Annotated in this window: 20 protein-coding genes and 1 pseudogene; 13 read left to right on the top strand and 8 right to left on the bottom strand. The window is 55.7% G+C overall.

The window, feature by feature from the left end:
- Positions 1-83 precede the first annotated feature (83 nt).
- From B9A24_RS16420 to B9A24_RS16400, 5 genes are all read left to right on the top strand, one after another.
- The gene (locus B9A24_RS16420) at positions 84-2,387 is read left to right on the top strand and encodes an efflux RND transporter permease subunit (RefSeq protein ID WP_084447104.1); all 2,304 of its coding nucleotides are present in this window, start codon (positions 84-86) and stop codon (positions 2,385-2,387) included.
- A 100-nt stretch (positions 2,388-2,487) separates the two neighbouring features.
- On the top strand, positions 2,488-3,069 hold the full coding sequence (locus B9A24_RS16415; protein ID WP_084447103.1) for a hypothetical protein: 582 nt from the start codon (positions 2,488-2,490) through the stop codon (positions 3,067-3,069).
- 25 nt (positions 3,070-3,094) lie between these two features.
- On the top strand, positions 3,095-3,670 hold the full coding sequence (locus tag B9A24_RS16410) for a hypothetical protein (RefSeq protein ID WP_084447102.1): 576 nt from the start codon (positions 3,095-3,097) through the stop codon (positions 3,668-3,670).
- Positions 3,671-3,755: 85 nt separating this feature from the next.
- Complete coding sequence (locus B9A24_RS16405; RefSeq protein WP_084447101.1) at positions 3,756-4,106, top strand: hypothetical protein; 351 nt, start codon at positions 3,756-3,758, stop codon at positions 4,104-4,106.
- Positions 4,107-4,176: 70 nt separating this feature from the next.
- On the top strand, positions 4,177-6,585 hold the full coding sequence (locus B9A24_RS16400; RefSeq protein ID WP_084447100.1) for a glycoside hydrolase family 2 TIM barrel-domain containing protein: 2,409 nt from the start codon (positions 4,177-4,179) through the stop codon (positions 6,583-6,585).
- Between the two features lie 111 nt (positions 6,586-6,696).
- Here the strand turns inward: B9A24_RS16400 and B9A24_RS16395 are convergent, their stop codons facing one another.
- Entirely contained in the window at positions 6,697-7,536 is an 840-nt protein-coding gene (locus tag B9A24_RS16395) for an HNH endonuclease (RefSeq protein WP_084447099.1), read from the bottom strand.
- 279 nt (positions 7,537-7,815) lie between these two features.
- Here B9A24_RS16395 and B9A24_RS16390 point away from each other — a divergent pair, with 279 nt between their 5' ends.
- Positions 7,816-9,798 (top strand): AAA domain-containing protein, encoded by a 1,983-nt coding sequence (locus B9A24_RS16390; RefSeq protein ID WP_084447098.1) that lies wholly within the window; start codon positions 7,816-7,818, stop codon positions 9,796-9,798.
- 216 nt (positions 9,799-10,014) lie between these two features.
- Entirely contained in the window at positions 10,015-10,530 is a 516-nt protein-coding gene (locus B9A24_RS16385) for an FKBP-type peptidyl-prolyl cis-trans isomerase (protein WP_084447097.1), read from the top strand.
- 105 nt (positions 10,531-10,635) lie between these two features.
- On the opposite strand, the gene B9A24_RS16380 is transcribed toward B9A24_RS16385, so the two are convergent.
- Both B9A24_RS16380 and B9A24_RS16375 read right to left on the bottom strand, forming a co-directional pair.
- Complete coding sequence (locus tag B9A24_RS16380) at positions 10,636-11,100, bottom strand: DUF4348 domain-containing protein (protein WP_084447096.1); 465 nt, start codon at positions 11,098-11,100, stop codon at positions 10,636-10,638.
- A gap of 228 nt (positions 11,101-11,328) precedes the next feature.
- The gene (locus B9A24_RS16375; RefSeq protein WP_084447095.1) at positions 11,329-11,946 is read right to left on the bottom strand and encodes an acyl carrier protein phosphodiesterase; all 618 of its coding nucleotides are present in this window, start codon (positions 11,944-11,946) and stop codon (positions 11,329-11,331) included.
- Here B9A24_RS16375 and B9A24_RS16370 point away from each other — a divergent pair.
- From B9A24_RS16370 to B9A24_RS16355, 4 genes are all read left to right on the top strand, one after another.
- Positions 11,929-12,567, top strand: a complete 639-nt coding sequence (locus tag B9A24_RS16370; RefSeq protein WP_234997391.1) for a pyridoxamine 5'-phosphate oxidase family protein — start codon at positions 11,929-11,931, stop codon at positions 12,565-12,567. The genes B9A24_RS16375 and B9A24_RS16370 overlap by 18 nt on opposite strands.
- Positions 12,568-12,951: 384 nt before the next feature.
- Positions 12,952-13,668, top strand: coding sequence for a spheroidene monooxygenase (locus tag B9A24_RS16365; protein ID WP_234997389.1), 717 nt, complete (start codon positions 12,952-12,954; stop codon positions 13,666-13,668).
- 170 nt (positions 13,669-13,838) lie between these two features.
- Positions 13,839-15,044 carry a porin gene (locus B9A24_RS16360; RefSeq protein WP_200813950.1) on the top strand — a complete coding sequence of 402 codons (1,206 nt, stop codon included), beginning with the start codon at positions 13,839-13,841 and terminating at the stop codon, positions 15,042-15,044.
- Positions 15,045-15,349: 305 nt separating this feature from the next.
- Positions 15,350-18,298, top strand: coding sequence for a leucine--tRNA ligase (locus B9A24_RS16355; RefSeq protein ID WP_084447093.1), 2,949 nt, complete (start codon positions 15,350-15,352; stop codon positions 18,296-18,298).
- A 250-nt stretch (positions 18,299-18,548) separates the two neighbouring features.
- Here the strand turns inward: B9A24_RS16355 and B9A24_RS16350 are convergent, their stop codons facing one another.
- Together B9A24_RS16350 and B9A24_RS22395 are read right to left on the bottom strand one after the other, a co-directional pair.
- Positions 18,549-18,968, bottom strand: a complete 420-nt coding sequence (locus tag B9A24_RS16350) for an MmcQ/YjbR family DNA-binding protein (RefSeq protein ID WP_084447092.1) — start codon at positions 18,966-18,968, stop codon at positions 18,549-18,551.
- A gap of 7 nt (positions 18,969-18,975) precedes the next feature.
- On the bottom strand, positions 18,976-19,149 hold the full coding sequence (locus tag B9A24_RS22395) for a DUF6728 family protein (RefSeq protein ID WP_200813949.1): 174 nt from the start codon (positions 19,147-19,149) through the stop codon (positions 18,976-18,978).
- 451 nt (positions 19,150-19,600) lie between these two features.
- On the opposite strand from B9A24_RS22395, the gene B9A24_RS16345 reads away from it, so the two are divergent.
- Both B9A24_RS16345 and B9A24_RS16340 read left to right on the top strand, forming a co-directional pair.
- The gene (locus B9A24_RS16345; RefSeq protein ID WP_143434988.1) at positions 19,601-20,953 is read left to right on the top strand and encodes a phosphatase PAP2 family protein; all 1,353 of its coding nucleotides are present in this window, start codon (positions 19,601-19,603) and stop codon (positions 20,951-20,953) included.
- 205 nt (positions 20,954-21,158) lie between these two features.
- Positions 21,159-21,617: a nuclear transport factor 2 family protein gene (locus B9A24_RS16340; protein WP_084447090.1), complete on the top strand. Its 459-nt coding sequence runs from the start codon at positions 21,159-21,161 to the stop codon at positions 21,615-21,617.
- Between the two features lie 6 nt (positions 21,618-21,623).
- Here B9A24_RS16340 and B9A24_RS16335 read toward each other — a convergent pair whose 3' ends face one another.
- The 3 genes and pseudogenes from B9A24_RS16335 to B9A24_RS22115 all read right to left on the bottom strand — a co-directional run.
- Positions 21,624-21,944, bottom strand: coding sequence for a DUF6984 family protein (locus B9A24_RS16335; RefSeq protein WP_084447089.1), 321 nt, complete (start codon positions 21,942-21,944; stop codon positions 21,624-21,626).
- 33 nt (positions 21,945-21,977) lie between these two features.
- Positions 21,978-22,661: an HAD family hydrolase gene (locus B9A24_RS16330; RefSeq protein ID WP_084447088.1), complete on the bottom strand. Its 684-nt coding sequence runs from the start codon at positions 22,659-22,661 to the stop codon at positions 21,978-21,980.
- A gap of 63 nt (positions 22,662-22,724) precedes the next feature.
- A pseudogene (locus B9A24_RS22115) lies at positions 22,725-22,937 on the bottom strand (epimerase); the annotation flags it as partial.

Raw genomic sequence — 22,937 nt, 5'->3', positions numbered from 1 at the left:
ACTGATTCACGCCGCTTCTAAAGTACGAACAGCGACCCAAAGCACCAAGTGAGCCGATGCTCAGTATATCCTATCTAGCCCGAATGCCCCTTCGCAAACTTAGTTACCTCACGCTGTTGGTGTTGGCCCTGGTGTCGGCCCTGAGCGTGTATTACGTGGCTCAGCTGCGCTTCAACTATAACTTCAACGACTTCTACCCCGCCGGCGACCCCGACCTGGATTACTACGAGCAGTACTCCAAGCGCTTTGGCAACGATAATGACTACGTGCTCATTGGCCTGGAAGCGCCGGCCGGCGGCACCGTGTTCAACGCGCCATTTCTGGCCCGCGTCGATTCGTTTACGCGCTTTGTCCAGCGCCAGCGCTATGTGGAGCAAGTCACCTCGCCCACTACTCTTACTAACCCTATTGTGGAAGGTCTGGGTGTGTTCAACATTCCGTATCTGCACCTCGATGAACCCGCGCGCCTGCCCGCCGACTCAGCTATCATCTATCAGACGCCGGGCTTGGTGGGCAACCTTTTCGCGACCAACGGACGCGCCGTTACGGTCATACTGCAGACCGCGCCCGACCTGAAAAAGCCCCCCGGCGACTCGCTGATGACCAGCCTGACAACTAAGCTCACCCAGCTGGGATTTGCCCCGAGCGACTACCACATAGCCGGTAAGCTGGTGGCCCAATCCGTGTTCGTGGACCGGTTGCAGCGGGAGATGATTCTATTTATGAGCTTGTCGGTGCTGCTGGTCACGGGGCTGCTGTGGTTTACGTTTCGGACCTGGTGGGGCGTGGTATTGCCGCTGGTAGTGGTGCTGGGGGCCATTTTGTGGGGGCTGGGGCTGATGTCGGCCTGCGGGGTGAGCATTGACCTGATGACGGCTCTGCTGCCGGTGATTATGTTCACGGTGGGCATGTCCGATACCATTCACTTCATCACGCGCTACGTGACAGAGCTGGGCTACGGTGCTACCAAAAACGACGCCCTGCGCACTACTATCCGTGAATCGGGCTTCGGCTCTGGCCTATCGGCGCTAACGACCAGCATCGGTTTTTTTACGCTGATGACCAGCTCCATTCGGCCCATTCACAACTTCGGGCTATTCACGGGCATTTCGGTGCTGCTGGCTTTTGTACTGACTTTCACCCTGTTGCCCGCTCTGCTCCTACTCTTGCGCAAGCCCCAGTTGCGCGTGCCCCGCCAGCACGGCCATGATTGGGACGGTGTGCTGGGCCGCTTATTTCGCTGGGTACTCGTGCGGCGGCGGCTGGTATTTGGGCTTGGGGGGCTACTAATTGCCGGCTCCATCGCCTTAGCCATGCAGGTGCGCATCAACTCGGCGCTGCTCGACGACTTGTCGGAGGGCGACCCGGTGCGCCAGGACTTCGGTTTTTTTGAGCGGCACTTCGCCGGTGTTCGGCCTTTCGAGCTGGATTTGAAGCCCGCCAATGGCGGCACCATCTACGATCTGGCCGTGCTACGCCAGATTGAGCGCGTCGAAACGTATCTGCGCCAGGAGGTTGGCCTAAACTTCGTGGCCTCACCAGTCACGATTATAAAATCGGTGCGCAAGGCGCTGAACGGCGGCGACGTAGCCGAGTATCGCTTGCCCGAATCGGAAGCAGAGCTGCGCCGTATTGTGGCTAAAGTCAGGCTGTTTCGCAAGAAGCAGGAGTTTCGCTCCCTGGTGCAGCCCGACGCCCGCGAAGGCCGCCTTACGGGCCGCATGCCGGACGTAGGCAGCATTCGCGCCGACGCGGCCAATGCCAGGCTGCGCACGTTTCTAACGCAGAATATCGACGCCAGCATTCTCCAAACCCGCCTCACCGGCTCGGCCAACCTCATCGATAAAAACAACCAGAACCTGACCCGCGACATGATCGTGGGCATGAGCATCGACGTGGTCATGGTCACGCTCATCGTGCTGGCGTTGTTCCGCAGCCTGCGCATGACGGCCGTGGTGCTGGTACCCAATCTGGTGCCCATCATTGTGGTGGCGGGCGTGATGGGCCTGGCCGGGGTGAGCATGAAGGTGAGCACCAGCATCATCTTCACCATCGCCTTCGGCATTGCCGTGGATGATACCATTCACTTTATCAGCAAGTTAAAGCTGACATTACTGAAGGAACCCACCTTGTTCCTGGCCGTGCGGCGCACGTACCTGATGGCGGGCAAAGCCGTTATTGTCACCTCCTTAATACTCGTGGGGGGCTTTTCGACGCTGTTATTTTCCTCCTTCGATGGCACGTTTTACGTGGGTCTGCTCATTGGCCTCACACTGCTGTTCGGGGTAATTGCCGAGCTGACCCTGCTGCCCCTACTAATTCTTTACTTCTACAAGCACAAGCCCCGCGAAATACGGCAGCCAGTGGCGGCGCTGGGGGCTAATTAGCGGCTTACTATATAAGCCGCTGTCTGCACAAACTACACGCGGCACTTCACCGTTATAGTGCCATATGAGGTTGAAGAGGTATTTATTTTTCTTACTACTGTTGCTGGTCGGTGGCGGCAATGGAGCGCTGGCCCAGCAAACCACCGCGGCTAATGGCCCGCTGCTGCGCGAAATTCGGGAGCGGGAGCAATTGATGCAGGCCTATGAGCAAACCAGTGCTCAGCGCAATGGGCTATTTGGAAAAAAAGCGTCCAAAAAAGATCTTAACCAGGTGAATGCGGCGTTGCGGCGCATCATCCGCAAAGACACCGAAATTCTGCAGGCCGTCAGGCAGCGCACCCTGCCCAATATTGCTCAGGTTGAGGCCGCTCGCGTCAAGGCAGAAACGAAGGCCGTCGAGGCTACCAATGGCAAATACGCCGCCCTGGAAAACCAGATTGAGGAGTTGCAGATCAGGGAGATGGAGCGCGAAAAGCTGGAAGTAGAACGCGAAACCCGTCTGCTGATAGCTCAGGCCGCCGCCGCCGAGGCTGAGCAGGTTCGCACTAAGCACGAAATGATAGCTGTGGGCTTAGCACTGCTCTGCGCGGGACTGCTCGGCTACATTCTGTGGCAGCGCCGCCGCCAGGGTCAGCGCCGGCCCGTTGCCTTCCAGCACCGCAGCCGGCCGCTGGTTGAGTAACAGGAAGCTGTTGTTACTTTGCTGCATGAAACAACGCTTGCTTTCTGGATTTTTCCTGCTGATTACCTTCTTCGCCGCGGCTCAAACTCCTGAATCTGTTCCGGTTACGGAGCCCAGCCCAGTTGCCCGCCTGATTCAGGAGCGGGAGCTGCTGGTGCGCCAGTACGAGGCGGCCAACGCCCGCCGCAACAGCCTGTTCGGCAATCAGCCTTCCAAAAAAGACCTGCAAGAAGTAGTAGATGCTCTGAAAGGCATTATCCGCAAGGACACGGAAATCGTGCAGGCCGTAAAAAACGACGCCCTGCGCCGCACGGCCACCGTTGTGGCCGAAAAGCAGCAGGCCCAGCAGCAGATTACCGTTGCCCAGACCGACCAGAGCAGCACCCAGCAACGCTTCTACGACCTGGAAAACCAGATCCAGAACCTGGAGATGCGCGACAAGCAGCGCGAGAAAAAGCTCCTCGATGCTCAGGCCGCCGCCAAGGAAGCTGAGGCGGACCGCACCAGCCGCGAGATGCTGGCCGTAGGGTTGGCCCTGCTGAGCGCCGGTCTTTTGTTTTACATTTTCCGCCTGCGCCAGCGCATTCCCGCCCGGCGGTAAATTTGCCCCCCAGAACGAGATTGAAACGCGTACTCGCGTCTCAATCTCGTTTTATTTAATTAAAAAAGCCCCCCAGTGGCTCCATATGCTACTTCCGGCCGCGCAATATCTTACCTATGCTGAAGCCGTGGACCTGTATAATCAGCTGCGCGACGCCGACATTGCCACTTTGGTCAAAACCTGCGGTCCGCCCTCGCTGCCCTTTGGCGACGGGCTGTATTACCAGTTATTGATTGAGGAAGATGAAGTCCCGGCGGCCCAGGAAATCGTGGCGGCGTTTGAGCTTCGCCGCGTCGGTCTGGCAGTACAGCGGTGCCCACGCTGCGGCTCCCTGAATAACGCGCCTGTACTGCGGCCGGCCTGGTGGAAACGGCTGTTTTACGCGGGCACAACCCTATACGAGTGCCAGAGCTGCGGGGCCGAGTTTTCGGGCTAAAGCCGTATATGCCTTGCTTAGGGAAAAATATACGAGTATTGCCCGAAGGCCAGTCCGTTTTTACTGCTTTATGAAACGCATTCCGATCCTGTTTTTCCTGCTGCTCACTATGATCATGCAAGCGCAGAACCGCCCCGCCAAAACCACCCTCTTTGATGCCGGCTGGCGCTTCCAGCGCGGCGGGGCCCAGGGGGCCGAAAAGCCGGAATTCGACGATGCCCGATGGCAGCCCGTCGACCTGCCCCACGACTGGAGCATCGAAGATCTGCCCGGCACCGCTTCCCCGTTCAGCCCCGAGGCCGTCAGTCAGGTCAGCGGCGGCTTCACCACCGGCGGCACCGGCTGGTATCGGAAAACGTTCATTTTGCCCCCCAGCCAAAAGGGCCAACGTATTCAGCTGCAATTTGATGGCGTGTACATGAACGCCGAGGTCTGGCTGAATGGGCAGTCGTTGGGCACGCATCCCTACGGCTACACCAGCTTCTGGTACGACGTGACCGACAAGGTGCAGTTTGGAGCAGATAACGTGCTGGCCGTGCAGGTCAGAAACGAAGGCGCAAACAGCCGCTGGTACTCGGGCTCGGGCATTTACCGGCACGTATGGCTCACGGTCCAGGCCCCCGTACACGTCGGGCAGTGGGGCACTTACCTCACCACACCCGACATCACGGCCGCGGCGGCCCAGGTGAAAGCCCAGACTCAGGTGGCCAACGACAGCAAGCAAGCGGCCCAGATCACGCTCGTTACCCGCCTGCGCAACCCTGCCGGCCAGGAAGTGGCCCGCACCGAAGCGAAGCAAACCATAGCGGCGGGCACCACCGCCACGGTAGCTCAAACGCTGACGGTGAAGTCGCCGGAACGCTGGTCGGTGGATAAACCGACACTGTACACGGCCCTGACGGAAATCTACCAGGGCCAGCAGGTCACGGATCAAGTGGAAACGCCGTTTGGGATTCGCTCGATTTCGTTTGATGCTCAGAACGGTTTCCGCCTCAATGGCCAGACCGTAAAGCTGAAAGGCGGCTGTATTCACCACGATAATGGTCCGTTGGGGGCGAAAGCCTACGACCGGGCCGAGGAGCGCAAGATGGAGCTGCTCAAGGCCAGCGGCTACAACGCCATCCGCTGCTCCCACAATCCGCCCTCCCCTGCCCTGCTCGCCGCCTGCGACCGGCTAGGCATGCTCGTCATCGATGAGGCCTTTGATATGTGGCGCTACGGCAAAAACCCCTACGACTATCACCTCTACTTCGACCAGTGGTGGCAGCAGGACGTGGCCAGCATGGTGCGCCGCGACCGTAACCACCCCAGCATCATCTTGTGGAGCCTGGGCAATGAAATCCCGGAGCGCGGCAGCCCCGAAGGCGTAAAAACCGCCCGCCAGCTGGCCGACCACATCCGCTCGCTCGATGCTACCCGGCCCATCACGGCCGGCGTCAATGGTCTGGCCCCCGACAAAGACCCCTACTTCGCCGTGCTCGACGTGGCCGGCTACAACTACGCCGCCGCCGGCGACCATCACAAGCAGGCCATCTATGCCGACGACCATGCCCGCCTGCCCCAGCGCCTGATGTACGGCTCGGAATCGTATCCGCTGGAAGCTTTCGGCAGCTGGATGGACGTGGTGGACCACCCCTACGTACTCGGCGACTTCGTCTGGACCGCCGTCGACTACATCGGCGAGGCCAGCATCGGCTGGCTGGGCTACTGGCAAAGCCAGGGCTTCTATCCCTGGAACCTCGCCTTTTGCGGCGACATCGACATCTGCGGCTGGAAACGCCCCCAGTCTTACTACCGCGACGCGCTCTGGAAAGAGAACCAGGTTTCCCTCTTCGTAAAGCCCCCCACACCTTCTTTCCCTCTGAACCCTAACAAGGAAGAATGGAGCAAGTGGGAATGGCACGACGTGCTGGCCGACTGGACCTGGCCGGGCCAGGAAAATCAGCCCCTGACCGTGGAAGTGTATTCATCCTGCGAGCAGGTGGAGCTGCTGCTCAACGGCAAAAGCCTCGGTGTAAAGCCCACCACCCGCGCCACCCGCTTCACGGCTACCTGGAGCGTGCCCTACCAGCCCGGCGAGCTAAAGGCCATCGGCCGCACCGGCGACAAAGTCGTCAGCACCGCCACCCTGCAATCAGCCGCCCAGCCTGTCCGGCTTACGCTCACCCCCGACCGGCCCACTATCCAGGCCAACGGTCAGGATTTGAGCTACATCGCCGTAGAGCTGGTCGACAGCAAAGGCGTGCGCCATCCCAAAGCTGAAAATGCGCTGAAGTTTGAATTGTCTGGTCCTGGCACCATCATCGGCGTGGGCAACGCCAATCCGCGCAGCCTCGAGAGCTACCAGCGACCCCAGCGCAATGCCTGGCAAGGCCGGGCGTTGGTGATTATTAAATCGGGCGAGCAGGCGGGGAAAATTACGCTACGGGCAAGCGCGGAGGGGTTGCCGGCGGCGGAAGTGACGGTTGTAGCGGAGTAGTTATCTTATTTCTGTTGCAGACGTCATACTGAGCTTGCCGAAGCATCACGCGTGATGAAAGTTGATCACCCAAGGACTACTGGAAGGGTTCGGGGGAGGAACGGCGGTATTCTAATCAAGAGACAAATTATAATGTTGTCCGTTCAAGGTGAAAGCAATGCTTTTTGTGTCCCGATGTGTAATCTTACAAGCTCCCAAGTCAAATTCTTTGTGATGGTTGGGGCAGAGAATAATGATGTTTTCAAGTGTTTCTTTTCCGCCCATATACTTTGGAGTTATATGAGCAGCTTCAATATAGTAACTATCATCTTGTTTTAGAATGCCTGTTCCGCACATTTGACATTTAGCTCCACGCAATAATTTAATTAAAGCAACGGCTCTATTTTCTCTTTTATATAAGGATAGAGTAATTGTTATTATCTCGGTTTCATCACCATTCATTCTTCTAATTTCATCTTTTATACTTTTATTAATTAAATTTTTATTTACTAAATTTTTTAATATTTTTTCTTGTTCAATTTGATCTTCTGCTAATCCCTTGTACTTGTCACCATCGGAGAGAAACTCTTCATACGCGAGCCTCATTGCTATTTGTTTAACAGGTTTTCTACCTGTTAATTTATTCCCTGTTTCCCTATATATGATATGTTTCATAAGTGCCATTAAAGCTCTGTCTCGTGCACTCAAACCGTAGTCAAGAGTAATATTTTGCAAATAGTAGCGCATCGTATATTCGTTTAAAGCTCTTGTAAATTCTAATCCTGATAACAAGTCTTGAAGAACTCTTATCAGAATTTTTGCGGTCCCAAAATTAACTTTATGTTCTGAACTCAATTCTTTTGCCCCTTGTGCTATGGTTTTTGTCTTCGGATTTTCATAAACATATTTTGCTATCAAGTAGGCTTTATGAGTCTGATCTTCTGTCAGTTTCTGTTGAGGCGTTTTCGTCATTTGGTTTAGCGTCTTAGTTTTTGTTTGATAGAATTCTTATAGAAATATAAGAAAAATGAATGACGGTTCGTCGTCCGGGCTGTGTGTACGTCATTTAACGATGGCAAGCCAAGTAATGCTTACCTACTGCGTTTTGACCAGCCAAACAGCTTAAATCAAACAGTCCTTTAACGCTAGACATAACCTGTCGGCCGCCACTCTCCAAAGTCTTCCCCCTTCCTTTCAGCCACCATTTCCCCGTTTCCGTTGTTACCAACGATTTTATAAACGCCTACCCTTTTGTCTGAACAACCTACCCTCACTGATCCTTACGCGCTGGAAAAAGAGCTGCGCAAGGTGCAGGCCCTGCTGAAGCTAGAGCAGCAGGAAGACCTGGAGCAGTTTAAAATCAAGAGTGCCAAAACCACCATCGCTGAGCGCCAGCACCGCGGCCTGACGTGGTATCCGGTCACGATAACCAAGGAAGAAATCGGCTTTGGCGGCAAGCTGGTGCTGGAGTTGGAGCGCCCGGCCAGCCAGAGCAGTCTGCACCTGTTTCAGGTGGGCCGCAACGCCGCGCTGTTCGGCAACATCCCCAACCGTGCCGGCTCCGACCGACCCACGCTCAACGGCGTGATTACGGCCGTGCGCCGCAACAAAATCCTGCTCGCCACCAATAAGGAAGACCTACCCGATTGGGTGGACGAAGGTAAGCTGGGCGTGGACCTGACCTTTGATGAGGTGAGCTACCGCGAAATGGACTACGCCCTGGGCAAAGTCATGGGCGCGTACGAAAACCGCCTGGCCGAGCTGCGCGACGTGCTGCTGGGGGGCAAATTGGCCCGCTTCCGGCCCGAGGCGGAGGCAACGCTGTACTATCCGAGTCCGCTGAACGAGTCGCAGCTGGCGGCGGTGCGCCATGTGCTGGCTGCCCAGGATGTGGCCATCATTCACGGTCCACCCGGCACGGGCAAAACCACCACGCTGGTACAGGCCATCATCGAAACCATCCGGCGCGAGCGGCGGGTGCTGGTGTGCGCGCCCTCCAATACAGCCGTGGATTTGCTCACCGAAAAGCTGGCCGAGCGCGGCGTAAACGTCATTCGCATGGGCAACCCCTCGCGGGTGTCCGATTTGCTGCTGGAGCATACGCTCGACGCGCAGATTATGGGCCACAAGAGCTACTCCGAGCTGAAATCGATGCGCCAGACGGCTGAGCAGTATCGCGACATGGCCGGCAAATTCAAGCGCCATTTCGGGTGGGAGGAGCGCGAGCAGCGCCGCTTGCTAAAAGAGCAGGCGCACCAACTGTTGCAGGAGTCGGACCAGTTGGAGCGCTACATCACGGAGGATTTGTTGGATAAAGTACAGGTAATCACCTGTACGCTGGTGGGCGCGGGCAACCGGGCCATTCGCCACCTCACCTACGAAACCGTCTTTATCGACGAAGCGGCCCAGGCCCTGGAGCCCGGCTGCTGGATTCCGATTACCCGCGCTAACCGCGTGGTGCTGGCCGGCGACCATTGCCAATTGCCCCCCACGGTGAAAAGCGAGCAGGCCGCCCGCGACGGTTTGCGCGAAACCTTGTTTGAGAAGTGCATTCAGCGCCAGCCCGACGTGGCCCGGATGCTGGAAGTGCAGTACCGGATGCACGAGCAGATTATGGCCTTCAGCTCGGCCCAGTTCTACGACAACAAGCTGGTGGCGCACGCCACCGTCCGCCACGCCGACCTGCCCGACTACGACCTCCGTTTCGCCCCCGACCTGGCCGTGGAGTTTCTGGACACCGCTGGCTTTGGCTTCCAGGAAGTGAGCCTGGCCGAAAGCCGCTCCGTGGCTAACCCCGAGGAAGCCGACTTGCTCCTGCGCCGCCTGACCGAGCTGCTGGCTGCCTACGTGCCCGAAGACCACCTGGAAGACCTACTCACCGTGGGCGTAATTGCCCCCTACCGCTCCCAGATTAACTATTTAAAGGACCGGGTAGAAGAAACCCCTGAGCTGGCCGAAATGACCACCCACCGCCTACTCACCGTGGGCACCGTCGACGCCTTCCAGGGCCAGGAGCGCGACATTATCTGCGTATCGATGACGCGCTCCAACGCCGCCGGAGAGATTGGCTTCCTCTCCGATATCCGCCGCATGAACGTCGGCATGACCCGCGCCCGCCGCAAGCTCCTCATCGTCGGCGACTCCAGTACGCTAGGTCGACACCCGTTCTACAAGGACTTTCTAGATTATGTGGAGCGTATCGGGGCGTATCGCACGGCCTGGGAGATGCAGTAGTCAGTAGCGCGAAGCTTCCGCTGCGCGCATTGTTGCGGAGGTTGAACGACGCGGGTTGGGGGGCATTTCTACCCACTAAACAATGATGCGCGCAGCGGAAGCTTCGCGCTATAGTACAGCCAGCACCGGACAACCCTTGACCCGAAAACCGCGCTAAAATCCGTACTTGCGAGTTCAACTCTATTATTCCCCACTAAAACACCCCGCCTCTTTCCTATGGCCTCTATCAGCGAAAACAAAGTCGTTACCATCACCTACGACCTGAGCGTGACGGACGAAAACAACGAAAAAGTATTGGTCGAATCTGCCGAGGCGGATAGCCCCATGGTGTTTCTGTTTGGCCACAGCGGCCTGCCCGAAGAGTTTGAAAATCAGCTAGCTGACAAGCAAGCCGGCGACGCGTTCACTTTCTCCCTCACCCCCGACCAGGCCTACGGCGACTACGACCAACAAGCCGTCGTGGCCATTCCAAAGCAGGTGTTCGAAATCGACGGCCAGATAGATGAGGAAATGCTTCAGGAAGGCAACTTCCTGCCCATGTCCGACAACGAAGGCCACCAGATGCAGGGCAAAGTCGTGTCCATCGGCGACACGGAAGTGCAAATGGACTTCAACCACCCCCTGGCCGGCATGGTTATGCACTTCGACGGCCAGGTCGCCGCCGTCCGCGACGCTACGCAGGAAGAGCTAGCCCACGGCCATGTGCACGGTGAGGGTGGGCATCAGCATTAATAAATACGTTTTGGCTTGAATAAGAAACGGGGCTTTGAGGCCCCGTTTTTTGTTTGTTTAGTTCTGAAAACATTATTCTTTTAAAGGTTTTTCTGACCTTAATAATCACAGATTAATATCTTCGTAATAAACCAAAAACCATTTACCTGCTTTGGGCTTGAAAGTGTATTTTGAACCAAAAGAAGCATTCTTCTGTGCCACCTCATCAATAGCAATAGTATCTAACCGCATTTTTTGCACCTCAAAATTCATAGTATCAATCTTGCCTGGAATTCCTTTATACATTCTCCATTCATCTTTTTGCCAATAATATATTTTATTAGTCACATCCATTTCATCAGTATTTATGCCGGGCAAAGGAAAGTTTATCCTTTGTACTTGAAACACGCTATCATTTGTAAATCTCTTATAAAATTCATCAAAGGGCTCTAATGCAACAACACCTTCAGTGCGCCTAGCTACCTCGATAATTTGCTTCTCAGAATAATTATCTTGACACCCTCCTAATACCAATAGGGCAGTTATAATAACTAATAATATATTATCGAAAAAATTATTTATACTATTCATTTTAAAGAGACTTTATTTTTAATAAAATAGACTAATCCGTCGTGAATTCAGCACTACATTACTTGTGCTTAATCATGAATGAAGGTTGTACCTCCATTGCCGCAAAGCGACAAGTTGGAGCCAAATTATTGCAAGACTCATCACAACGATTTTGTTCTGGCGAGGGAGGCGCAGCCTCCCGACATGATTGACACGAGCTACAAGCTCGCGCTAGTTCTAAAACTACCTCTACACTTCTGTACTGATAAAAAGTTGAGAAGCCCCCCGCAGCTCCGGCCAGAACTCCCGAAAATCCGCCTCATACGTCGGCAGCTCCGCCAGAAACGCGGCGGCTCCCGTGGCTAGAATTTCGGCGCTGGGTACGCGGCGGCTGAGACCCAGCAGGGCCCGTTCCAGGCCTTGGGGGCGGGCGTAACCGGTGAGCCAATCGTCGCGGCGCATGTAGTGGAGCAGGTGGCGGAGGCGCTCGGGCAGCTCGTGGCGGCGGGCGTGGAGCAGGGCGTAGTGGCGCTGGGCGAAGGCGGGCAACGACTCGGTGGGGATCTGGTGGTAGTGGGCGAAGTCGCGGGCCAGCAGGTGGTCGAAGCCCATATCGGAGACCACGCCGGCCCACTTGCCCAGGCCGGCCGTGCGCAGGCGGGCGGTGGTGCGGCGCACCAGCGGGTGGGCATCAGTAAATGAGTCGATGAAGCGGTGCAGGCGGATGCCACGCTGCACGGCGGGCGGGTAGGCCAACACCCCGGCCTGCCCTCGCACGGCTTCAGCCGCGAAGTTGCCCACCACGATATCGGAGTAATCGGGGGCGGCGGGCGAGCCGGATAGCAGCAGGTGGGCCAGAAAATTCATGGGGGGCAAAAGTACGCGGCGGCGGGCGAAAAGCTGGGCAGTGCTGAACCTTCGGTCGTACCGGCCGTATTTCTAGGCACTGATCTTAACACCACCAAAACCCTAGAAATCATGGCCGAGCAAGTAGCCGTAAGTAACGACGTTAGCAAGCTGATTGAGCGTATTAAAGACATTAGAATCGCGATGATGACCACGGCCGAAACCAACGGCATGCTGCACAGTCGCCCGATGTACACACAGCAGCCCGATGAGGATGGCACGCTGTGGTTTTTCACCGAGCGCGACTCCGCCAAAATCGATGAGGTGCAGCAAGATCGGCACATCAACCTGGGCTACTCCCAGCCCGACGATAACCTGTACGTGTCCGTTTCCGGCACCGCCAGCGTAGTAAATGATCGACAGAAAATCAAGGACTTATGGAGCGAAGGCTTACGCGCCTGGTTCCCAAAAGGCTCCGATGATCCGAATATTTCATTGCTCAAAGTGGATATTGAGCGCGGCGAGTATTGGGACCAGCCCAGCAACGTGCTGGTTCGCGCTTTCGGCTACGTGAAGGCTGTAACCACCGGCGAGCGGTACCAGCCCACCGGCGACGAGCATACGAAAGTGAATCCCCAATAGTGCTTTTCTGAGCTATAAACGAAGGGTCGGAAGCAATTCCGGCCCTTTTTTGTTGCTTACTAGTTTTACAATTACGCTTTTATCAGAATGTCATGCAGAGCGGCGCGAAGCATCTCGCGTACGGTCGTTGCTCCGGTCATTGCCAAAAGCCGTCTGTCATCCTGAATCTGGCGTCCGCTTGCGAAGGACCTTTACACGTCTGAACAAGGCGTTGCTAGTCTAGTTATTCATCGGTGAGAAGGTCCTTCGCAAGCGGACGCCAGATTCAGGATGACAAATAGTAGGGCAACATCAGCACGCGAGATGCTTCGGCTCCGCCTCTACATGACCGCCTAATATTATTGTAGCACTCCATCTTCACTTTCGATTCTGAACACTGCTTCCTTGGCCTCCACCCCACTCACTACCATTTCCTTATTCGGCCTCGCGCCCGGCCAGGCGCGCTGGGGGCTGGCCCAGATGGGTACTTCGCAGGTGCCATTGCGCCGGGTGGCGGGGCTGCGGTTTTTCAAGCTGCTGGGCAGCGGGGCCGATAACGGGTTTGGCCTGCGGCCGAATCTGCATCTGTACGGGATGATGGCGGTGTGGGAATCGGCGGCGGCAGCTGAGGCTTTTTTTACGGCGCATCCGCTCTGGGCGGACTACCAGCGCCGCAGCCACGAGATCTGGACGGCGCGCCTGGCTCCTATCAAAGCCCACGGGCTGTGGGATGGGATCAATCCGTTTGATTATTCAACAGAAATGTCCCCCAGCGACGGGCCGGTGGCAGTGCTTACCCGCGCCTCGATTCGCTGGTGGAAAACGCCGCGCTTCTGGCGCTACGTGGCCCCTACCAGTGCCGCCATTGCCAATGCCTCAGGGGTGCTGGCAGCCGTGGGGCTGGGCGAGCTGCCGGTGGTGCGGCAGGCCACGTTCAGCATCTGGGAATCGGCGCGGGCCATGCAGCAGTACGCGTATCGGGACGAGAAGCACAAGGAGGTTATCCGGCTGACGCGACAGGAGAAATGGTATGGGGAAGAGCTGTTCGCGCGGTTTCGGGTGCTGAGCAGTGAAGGCACCTGGGGGGGCAAAAATCCGCTGGCTTCTGCGGGCTCATTTTAGAAGAACGCATACTTAAAAGACCATCATGCTGACGACAGGAAGCATCTCGCTCGCTTCGTTGCAGTAGTAATCCAACATCAGCACGCGAGATGCTTCGTACCTCAGCATGACGGGCTTTTATATAAATTTCTTGTAACCGACTGTGGTTGCTTCACTTACTTTGCGGGCTTATGATGAGACGTTTAGTACTGGCCGCGAGCCTGAGTGGAATTTTAGTGCTGGGTCTTGAACAGAAAGCGCGGGCACAGGTCGAGATTGACGAGCGGCCCATGCGCTTCAATGGCATGGAGTTCCGCTCGGCCGATTCCCTGTTTTACATCAACTTCCGCTTTCGGATGCAAAACAGGGCGGGCTTCATTTCCCGCTCGGGCACCGACCTGCGCGTGCGCGAGTACGACGCGCGGGTGCGCCGCCTGCGCCTGCGGGCCGACGGCTACGTGCTGCGGGAAAAGCTCGGGTACAGCCTGCAATTGTCCTTTTCCCGCGGCGACCAGGATTTTGAGGCTTCCGGCGTGGCCAACATCGTACGCGACGCGGTGATTTTCTACAACATCACGCCCAATTTTTACGTGGCTTTTGGGTTGAATAAACTGCCCGGCAATCGGCAGCGGGTTACCTCGTCGGGGCAGCTGCAGTTCGCGGAGCGTTCCATCGTGAATTCGGCCTTGACCATTGACCGCGACTTTGGCATTAAGCTGTATTATACCCACCCCCTCGGCCCCGTGGCGCTGTACTCGCTGAAAGGAGCCATTACGACCGGCGAGGGCCGCAGCCCCAATGGCACCGGGCCGAGCCTGGCGTATACCGGCCGGGCCGAGCTGCTGCCACTGGGCGCTTTCCAGGATGGCGGCGACTACTCCGAAGGCGACCTGGCCCGTGAGCCGACGCCCAAAGTATCGGTGGCGGCGGGCTACAGCTTCAACCGGAACACCACGCGCAGCGGCGGGCAGCTCGGCCTCGGGTTGTATAGCCCCGTCGATCTGGGAACCTTCATTGCCGATGCCATGGTAAAATACCGCGGCTGGGCGTATCTGGGCGAATACCTGGAGCGCCACAGCCCCGATCCGTTTACCTTTGGCCCCGCCGACGAGTTGCGCTACGCCTTCGTGGGCCGGGGCTTTAATCAACAGCTCTCCTACTATTTCCCCTCGCGCTGGGAGCCGGCGCTGCGCTACTCCTGGCTGCGGCCCGACCAGGTACTCAGCGAGCATTTTAACCAGCAGGAAGTACTGGAAGTTGGCCTGACCAGATACCTACGCAAGCACCGCGTGAAAGCCCAGGTAAGTGCCAGCTACCAGCCCGCGCGCGGCAACTGGGACCTCGATGCGTCTGGCAACCGCTGGGGTGGGGTGTTTCAGTTTGAGCTGGGGATTTAATCAGATGTCTTTAATAAACACGTAACATCGGTTTCTGGTGCGTGTATGGCCGTGCTCCCCGGTGGACCCCACCCCCGGCCCCTCCCCTCCGGGAGAGGGGAGCCAGACGGGTTAAAACCAAGACGTTCTTTTATTCGGCTCCCCTCTCCCGGAGGGGAGGGGCCGGGGGTGGGGTCCCGGGGAGGGCGATAAAGCCCCCCAGAGCCGACGAAGCGTACCTCGTGTCCAACCCTGGCTACTTTATACAAAAGCCGCGCGGCTTTTTGCGTAATTTCGCCAGTTCAGAACAGCCTAAACTCCTGCTAATGCCCGCGTATCGTCCCGAGGAAATTGAAAAGAAGTGGCAAGCCCACTGGAAAACGCATAAAACTTTCGAGGTCAGCAACAGCTCCGACAAGCCCAAGTACTACGTGCTGGATATGTTCCCGTACCCCAGCGGCGCGGGCCTGCACGTAGGGCACCCGCTGGGCTACATTGCCTCCGATATTGTGTCGCGCTTCAAGCGGTTGCAGGGCTTCAACGTGCTGCATCCCATGGGCTTCGACTCATTTGGTTTGCCCGCCGAGCAGTACGCTATCCAGACCGGCCAGCACCCCGAAAAAACGACCCGCGAGAACATTCAGCGCTATATTGAGCAGCTTTCCTCGCTGGGCTTCAGCTACGACTGGAGCCGCGAAATCCGTACTTCCGACGCCAGATACTACAAGTGGACGCAGTGGATTTTCCTGAAGCTATTCAACTCCTGGTATAACCTGGAAACCAACCGCGCCGAGAGCATCCGCACTTTGCAGGATATTTTTGGCGAGAAAGGCAGCGCTGGCGTGCGCGCTGCCGGCGACACCGACGAGCGCCACGACTTCACGGCCGGTCAGTGGCAGATGATGACCGAGAAGCAGCGCATCGACGCGGTTCACCCCTATCGTCTGGCGTATCAATCGGATACGTACGTGAACTGGTGCGCGGTGCTGGGCACCGTGTTGAGCAATGATGAGGTGAAAGATGGCCTCTCGGAGCGCGGCGGCTACCCCGTGGAGCGCCGCCTCATGCCCCAGTGGAACCTGCGCATCACCGCCTACGCCGACCGCCTGCTCCAAGGCCTCGACACCATCGACTGGCCCGAGCCGGTGAAGGAAATGCAGCGCAACTGGATTGGCCGCTCGGTGGGCGCGGAAGTCACGTTTCCGCTCCAAAATGCCCCCCAGCAGGGTATTAAGGTATACACCACCCGCGTCGACACCATTTATGGTGCCACCTTCATGGTGTTGGCGCCCGAGCACGAGCTGGCCGCCCAGCTCACCACGCCCGAGCAGAAAGAAGCGGTGGACGCCTACGTGCTGGCCAGCAAGCGCCGCTCGGAGCGCGACCGGATGGCCGACACCAAAACCGTATCGGGCGTGTTTACCGGCAGCTACGCCCTCAATCCGGTCAGTGGCGAGCCCGTTCCCGTGTGGCTGGCCGACTACGTGCTGGCCGGCTACGGCACCGGCGCCGTAATGGCCGTGCCCAGCGGCGACCAGCGCGACTACCTCTTCGCCAAGCACTTCGACCTGCCCATCGTGGCCGTCACCGATGCCCAGCAGAACCTCGATCAGCAGGCCGACCCCACCAAGGAAGGCCACTACATCAATTCTGAGCTTATCAATGGCCTCGCCTACAAAGAAGCCACCGACAAGCTCATTGCCTGGCTCGAAGAGCATAATCTGGGCAAAGGTAAGGTAAACTTCCGCCTGCGCGACGCCATTTTTGGCCGTCAGCGCTACTGGGGCGAGCCCCTCCCGATCTACTACAAAGAAGGTCTGGCCTACGGCGTAGCTGAAGCCGACTTGCCCATTGTGCTACCCGAAATTGACGAGTACAAGCCCACCGAAACCGGCGAGCCGCCCCTGGGTCGTGCCCAGGACTGGAAGTACCGCGGGAAGTTCGACTTTGAGCTAAGCACCATGCCCGGTTGGGCCGGCTCCAGCTGGTACTACCTGCGCTACATGGACCCGCACAACGACGAGCGGTTTGTGGGCGAGGAAGCCGAGCAGTACTGGCAAACCGTGGACCTCTACATGGGCGGGGCTGAGCACGCCACCGGCCACTTACTGTACTCACGCTTCTGGTATCTGTTCCTGAAGGATCTGGGCCTCGTCAGCGGCAACGAGCCTTTCCAGAAGCTGATCAATCAGGGGATGATTTTGGGGCGCTCGAACTTCGTGTATTATTTGAATTTGGCTTGGGGAACTGTATCAGATGAGGGAGTTTCTGATTTACAGATACCGAGCATTTTCATTTCAAAAGACATATCTGAGCGTATGTCAAGTGGTACGTTCTCGCTTAGGGATAAAGAGATAGTTAATGATACTATTGACCTTATTTTTGAAAAGCTAAAGAGTCAATACACAGACAGAACTATTTATCGACCAGAAACGGAATTTCATACTATTCCTATCCATGTCGATGTGACGCTCGTTGAGAACGACGTTATCAATGTCGAAAGACTAAAAGCATGGCGACCTGACTTTGCTAATGCCACGTTTATATGTGAGCCTGATGGTTCTTTCGTATGCAATTGGGAAGTCGAGAAGATGTCGAAGTCGAAGCACAACGTAGTCAACCCTGACGACCTGATAAGCCGTTACGGCGCTGACGCTTTGCGCCTCTACGAGATGTTCTTGGGGCCGCTGGAGCAGTTCAAGCCCTGGAATACCAGCGGCATGAGCGGCGTGAGCAGCTTCCTCAAGAAGCTCTGGCGTCTCTTCCATCCCGAAGATGGTAAGCTGGCCGTCACCGACGAGGCCGCGACGCCCGCCGAGCTGAAAGCCCTGCACAAAGCCATCAAAAAGGCGCAGGAAGACATTGAGCGGTTCTCGTTCAATACCTCCGTGAGCACCTTCATGATTGCCGTAAACGAGTTGACGGCCCTGAATTGCCACAAGCGCGCCATTCTGGAGCCGCTTACCGTCATCATTTCTCCCTACGCGCCTCACCTGGCTGAGGAGCTGTGGGCGGAGCTTGGCCACGAGCCCGGCAGCATTACCAACGCGCAGTTCCCAGTGTTCGAGGAGAAGTACCTCGAAGAAGCCAGCATCGACTACCCTATTTCCTTCAACGGCAAAATGCGCGGCAAAATGACCTTCGCCGCCGCCGCCGTGGCAGCCGATATTGAGAAGGAAGTGCTGGCCTCCGAGATTTTCGAGAAGTTTAGCGAAGGCAAAGCGGCGAAAAAGGTAATCGTCGTGCCGGGGCGGATGGTGAATGTGGTGGTGTAAGCCTGACGTTTGCCTCACCCCCCGGCCCCGGTTCGCTTAAAGCGCGAAGTCCCAGGGGAGAGGGGGGACCAAATGCTCAGCCTGCGCGGCTACGTCGGCTGCCGCCTCCGCTACCGCTACCGCACGTTAAATACAATTTGATTCCCCAAGCAAAAAAGCCAACGACCATAGTCGTTGGCTTTTTGCTTTTCAGTTTCTCTTCAGTTCTTCACGAGAGCGGTAGCAGTACCTGAGGCGCAAGCCGAAGGTGCTACGTAGGCCGGTCGTCAGGCTCCCCCTCTCCCCTAGGACTTCGCGCTTTAAGCGAACCGGGGTCGAGGGGTGAGGCACGGGGGGTAAGGCGACCTTTCGGCAGCGATGCTCGCACTAGCTCGTACGAATGGTCGGTCCACTCGCGAAGCTGAGAGGCAGAAACACCGCTGCCAATGACAACGGTGTTCCAATGTTTTTTATTCATGTGGTACCCCGGAAGTACGTAGTCAAACTCCTCGCGGAGTTGAATGGCGCGCTCAGGATCACACTTCAGATTAACGCTGCTGTAGCGGCTGATGCTAGTGAGGGCGAAGATTTTGCCCCCTACCTTGAACACCAGCGTGTCCTCATCGAAGGGAGTTTCCTCGGTCACGCCGGGCTTTAGCAAGCAGTAATCGCGAAACTCCTCGATGTTCATTTTAAGACTAGAGCACGTAGCGGAACAGCATCACCAGCAAGCCCACCAGGAACATGGCCATAGAGAGCTTATTGATAAAATGCATGCTGCGCAAATTGAAATTGGTGTGCCGGTTCGGGTCGTTCTTGCGGAAGAAGTAACCGAGGGCAGGACCGAAATTAAACAGGTTGCGAGCTTTCATTACAGTTGCTTTTGATACGCTATAATAACACCTGACAGGCAAGAATGATTTGCTGCAAGTTAAAATAAATACATAAACTGGTCATCTCTGATAGAGTAGAAAAACCTGCTTTACAGCCTCTAAAAACGCTTTTTAGAGCTATAAGGCCCATTAAAACGAATTTTTTTGTTTATAATTTATCAAATAATAATTTGACTTATATCAATATTTTATTAAATTATATGAGTACTTATGATCTACTCCTGATATAAGGGTAAGCCCTAAGAAGAGCCTTTCGAACTTCCAGTACAGCGCCAATAGCTTACAGCTATTGCTATGTTCAAAAAAGCCATAGAAGCTGTTCCCTCTCCTATCTCACCTGGAGGGCAGGATGTCCATGCGATGGGCAGTCCGCGCCTGAGCCTCTTGCCATTTCCCTACCTGTATTCTTTCACCAAACCAATCATTCGCCATGAAGCTACCATCTGTGAACAGCCGCCGAAAAGTGGTTCATCTGTTCGTGCTTTTAATTTCCGCTATGCTCTTCTACAGCTGCGATGAGCTATACGAGGAATTGGTTCGCAAGCCGTCAAAGCCTGCCCAGGAGGAAAGTGCCACCGTAGTGTACGACTGGTATAAGTTGGCAGGAAGAATTGAACTGCGTAGAACCCCACAACCGGTTATTATTTTAAACAACCGAAATTTCGGGTACATAGGCGTAGGCCTTTACGAAGCCGTACGTCCTGGCATAAAAGGAGCAGTGAGCTTATCTACAAAGCTTTATCAGATGCCCGCCATGCCGGCACCGGAACTGGCACGCGAGTATCTGTGGGGTGCTAGTGCCAATGCGGCCCTGGCAAGTATGTGTAAGCAGTTATTAGTTGGCCTGACCGACGCTGATAAAGCCCGTATTGATTCGTTGGAAAATGCCTATAACAACCGATTCAGATTAAGTGCCTCCGATGCAGTTATCACCCGTTCGCAAGCCTATGGGCGTGCCATTGCTGCTAGTATATACAACTGGTCAACAACCGATAATTTTAACCTGGGCAGTCAGGGATATATGCTACCTGCATTTCCAAGCTCCTGGGTACTTACCCCACCTGCTTTTGCCGCCCCTGTAGGATCTTTTTTACAGAATTCAAGGCCTTTTCTGGCATCAAACTTAACGGCCACAGCGCCCCCATTACCAATTGCTTATTCAGAAGATCCAGCCTCTCAATTCTATCAAGAGGCAAAAGCAGTTTATGATATTGGAAAAGCCTTGACTCCGGAGCAAAGAGCAACGGCTAACTGGTGGGCTGATGCGGGTGGAGTAGGCGTGGGAGTTCCAGCACCTTATCATAATATTTCTCTTATAACCGGGCTTTTGGAAAGTAATAATGCCAAGCTGGGACGGGCGGTGGAAGTGTATGCCAAAACCGGGATTGCAATGAAGGACGGTCCTATCAATACATTTAGAGCGAAATATCAATATAATCTACTGCGGCCGGTTACGTATATCCAACGGCATATTGATCCAACCTGGCAATCATATTTGCCCTCACCTCCTTACCCTGAGTATCCTTCCGGACTTATCGGGCATCTCGGTCCCGTTACGCAGGTATTAATAAGAGAATTCGGCGACATTCCGGTAACCGACAATGCGTATGCCTGGAGAGGTTTAGCTCCCCGGCAGTACGCTTCTATTTCGGCATTGAGAGAAGAGGCCTCTTTTTCCAGGGTCTATGCAGGCATACACTACCCCTTTACGCAGATCATTTCTGTGGAAATGGGCAAAGAGCTTGGGAATAATATCGCCAACCTTGACCTAACACCTAATTAGTAATGTGCAGACGATGAATTGAGCGTTAGGCTAGTCAGATAAAAGGGGGTGTTCTTTCTCAAAAGAGCACCCCCTTTTTTGAATGGATAAATAATCGCGCTAGGGGGCTTTTTTCGGGGAGTAAATACTACGGGGCAGCTTTACTTTAACCAGCAGCGTCCTTGCTGTTGTATTACATTAAACAACTTTTCCCTACCCCGCTCTCATGAAAAACCTTCTCCTCGCTACCCTGCTTCTGGGGGGCAATTTTGCTGCCTTTGCCCAAACCAGCACCGCCGAAACCGCCGCCGTGAAGCAAACCATCACCACCTTTTTCGACGGTATGCGGCGCGGCGACAGCACAATGGTACGGAGCACTTTGGCGCCGGGCGCTGTGTTTCAGGTCATTGCCAACCGCGAAGGAAAAATCCAGGTGCAGACAGAGAAAGTGGCTGGTTTTCTGAAAAGCGTAGGCACGCCTCACAAGGAAGTGTACGATGAGCGCATCACCTTCGAGCAAGTGCTCATAGACGCCAACCTGGCCAGCGTCTGGACGCCGTACCAGTTTTATATCGGCTCCACCTTCAGCCACTGCGGCTACAATTCGTTTCAGCTGGTGAAGCTGGCCGAGGGCTGGAAAATAGTGCACATCATCGACACGCGCCGCAAGGAGAAGTGTAAGTAGATACAGTCAGAAAGCAGGTATGCGCTTCAAGGGCGAAAAGTCAACTTTCCAGCTGTCAAGCTCATATATACCACCTTCAGTATCAAGATAAAGAGTTGCTAATACAGGTGCGGCATCCTCATCGTGATATAAAAGCTCGGCTACTACTTTTCCCAGCCGCCGGTTCGGTTTGCTGCTTACAAAGCGCAGGTTGCCCGTGCCACCATCGTCCATCTCTTCTACTTCGGCTGTGGGCAGCAAGGCCAGGATGCTTTCCACCTGATGCTTGCCTCGCAGCATGTAAATCAGCAAACCCAGCTCTGGCAGGGTCAACAGACGTTTCTCCATTGTCTCGGAGTTACTACGAAGACCTACATCAACTTACTGGTTTTCGACTTTACTTACGGGCGTTGAAAGTCCCAAAATCAACTCAGCACTAAGCTGTCGCAGATCCGACACAACCTGATCGGCGTGGCTTAGATCCTGGCCGCCGGAATGGGGGCTACTGAAGCCGATGCAGTACATACCAGCCGCTTTGGCCGCTGTCACGCCGTTGGCCGAATCTTCAATTACCAGGCACTCCTGTGGCGGCTTACCGGCCAGCTTGGCGGCGTGCAGAAACAGCGCAGGATTGGGCTTCGACTGGGGGAAATCTTCTCCGCTAACGATGTTGTCGAAGTAAGGATACAGCTCGAAGCGCTTGAACACGCGGTGAATTGTTTCTTTGGAAGCCGACGAAGCCAACTGTAGCGGCACTCCCGCGCGGTGTAGGTCCTCGACCAGCTCACGGGCGCCGGGCAGCAGCTCCATATCGGTAGAATCGTCGAAAGACTTACCGAAAAATTTCCGCTTGCGGCTCATCAGCGTTTCAACATCCTGCGTCAGCCCAAATTCTGCCTTGAACTGCTGGTACATATTGCGGGTGGAGGAGCCCAGAAAGGTGGCGTATTTCTCAGCCGTTAGCGTGATGCCCAGCTCGGCGAAGTGCCGAAAAAAGGCGTCGCGGTGGAGCGGCTCGGTGTCAACCAGCACGCCGTCCATATCGAAAATGACGGTTTTGATCATGTAGAAGGCAGATGTCAGAAGAATATAGTATGCCTTCTACGGGTATTTGCCCCCACAGCCAGACTACGTCCGTACCTGCTGCTTTGCCAGCGCTACGATATCAGGCACTTCCAGCACGGGTTTAGAGTACCCGACCCGGACCGCGTTGAGCATGGCTAAACCCAGTTCCCGCAACGTGGAAACGTACTTAGGAAATAGCGGCCGCAACACCGGGTAGAGCCAGGTTATGTAAGCGTAAGAGGGCAACGTATTTTTCAGTCCTTTAGTAGGGTACAT

The sequence above is a fragment of the Hymenobacter roseosalivarius DSM 11622 genome, assembly GCF_900176135.1.
In the GTDB taxonomy this organism is placed as follows: domain Bacteria; phylum Bacteroidota; class Bacteroidia; order Cytophagales; family Hymenobacteraceae; genus Hymenobacter; species Hymenobacter roseosalivarius.
The sequence above is the reverse complement of the archived record's forward strand: the minus strand, read 5'-3'. Positions and strand labels throughout refer to the sequence as shown.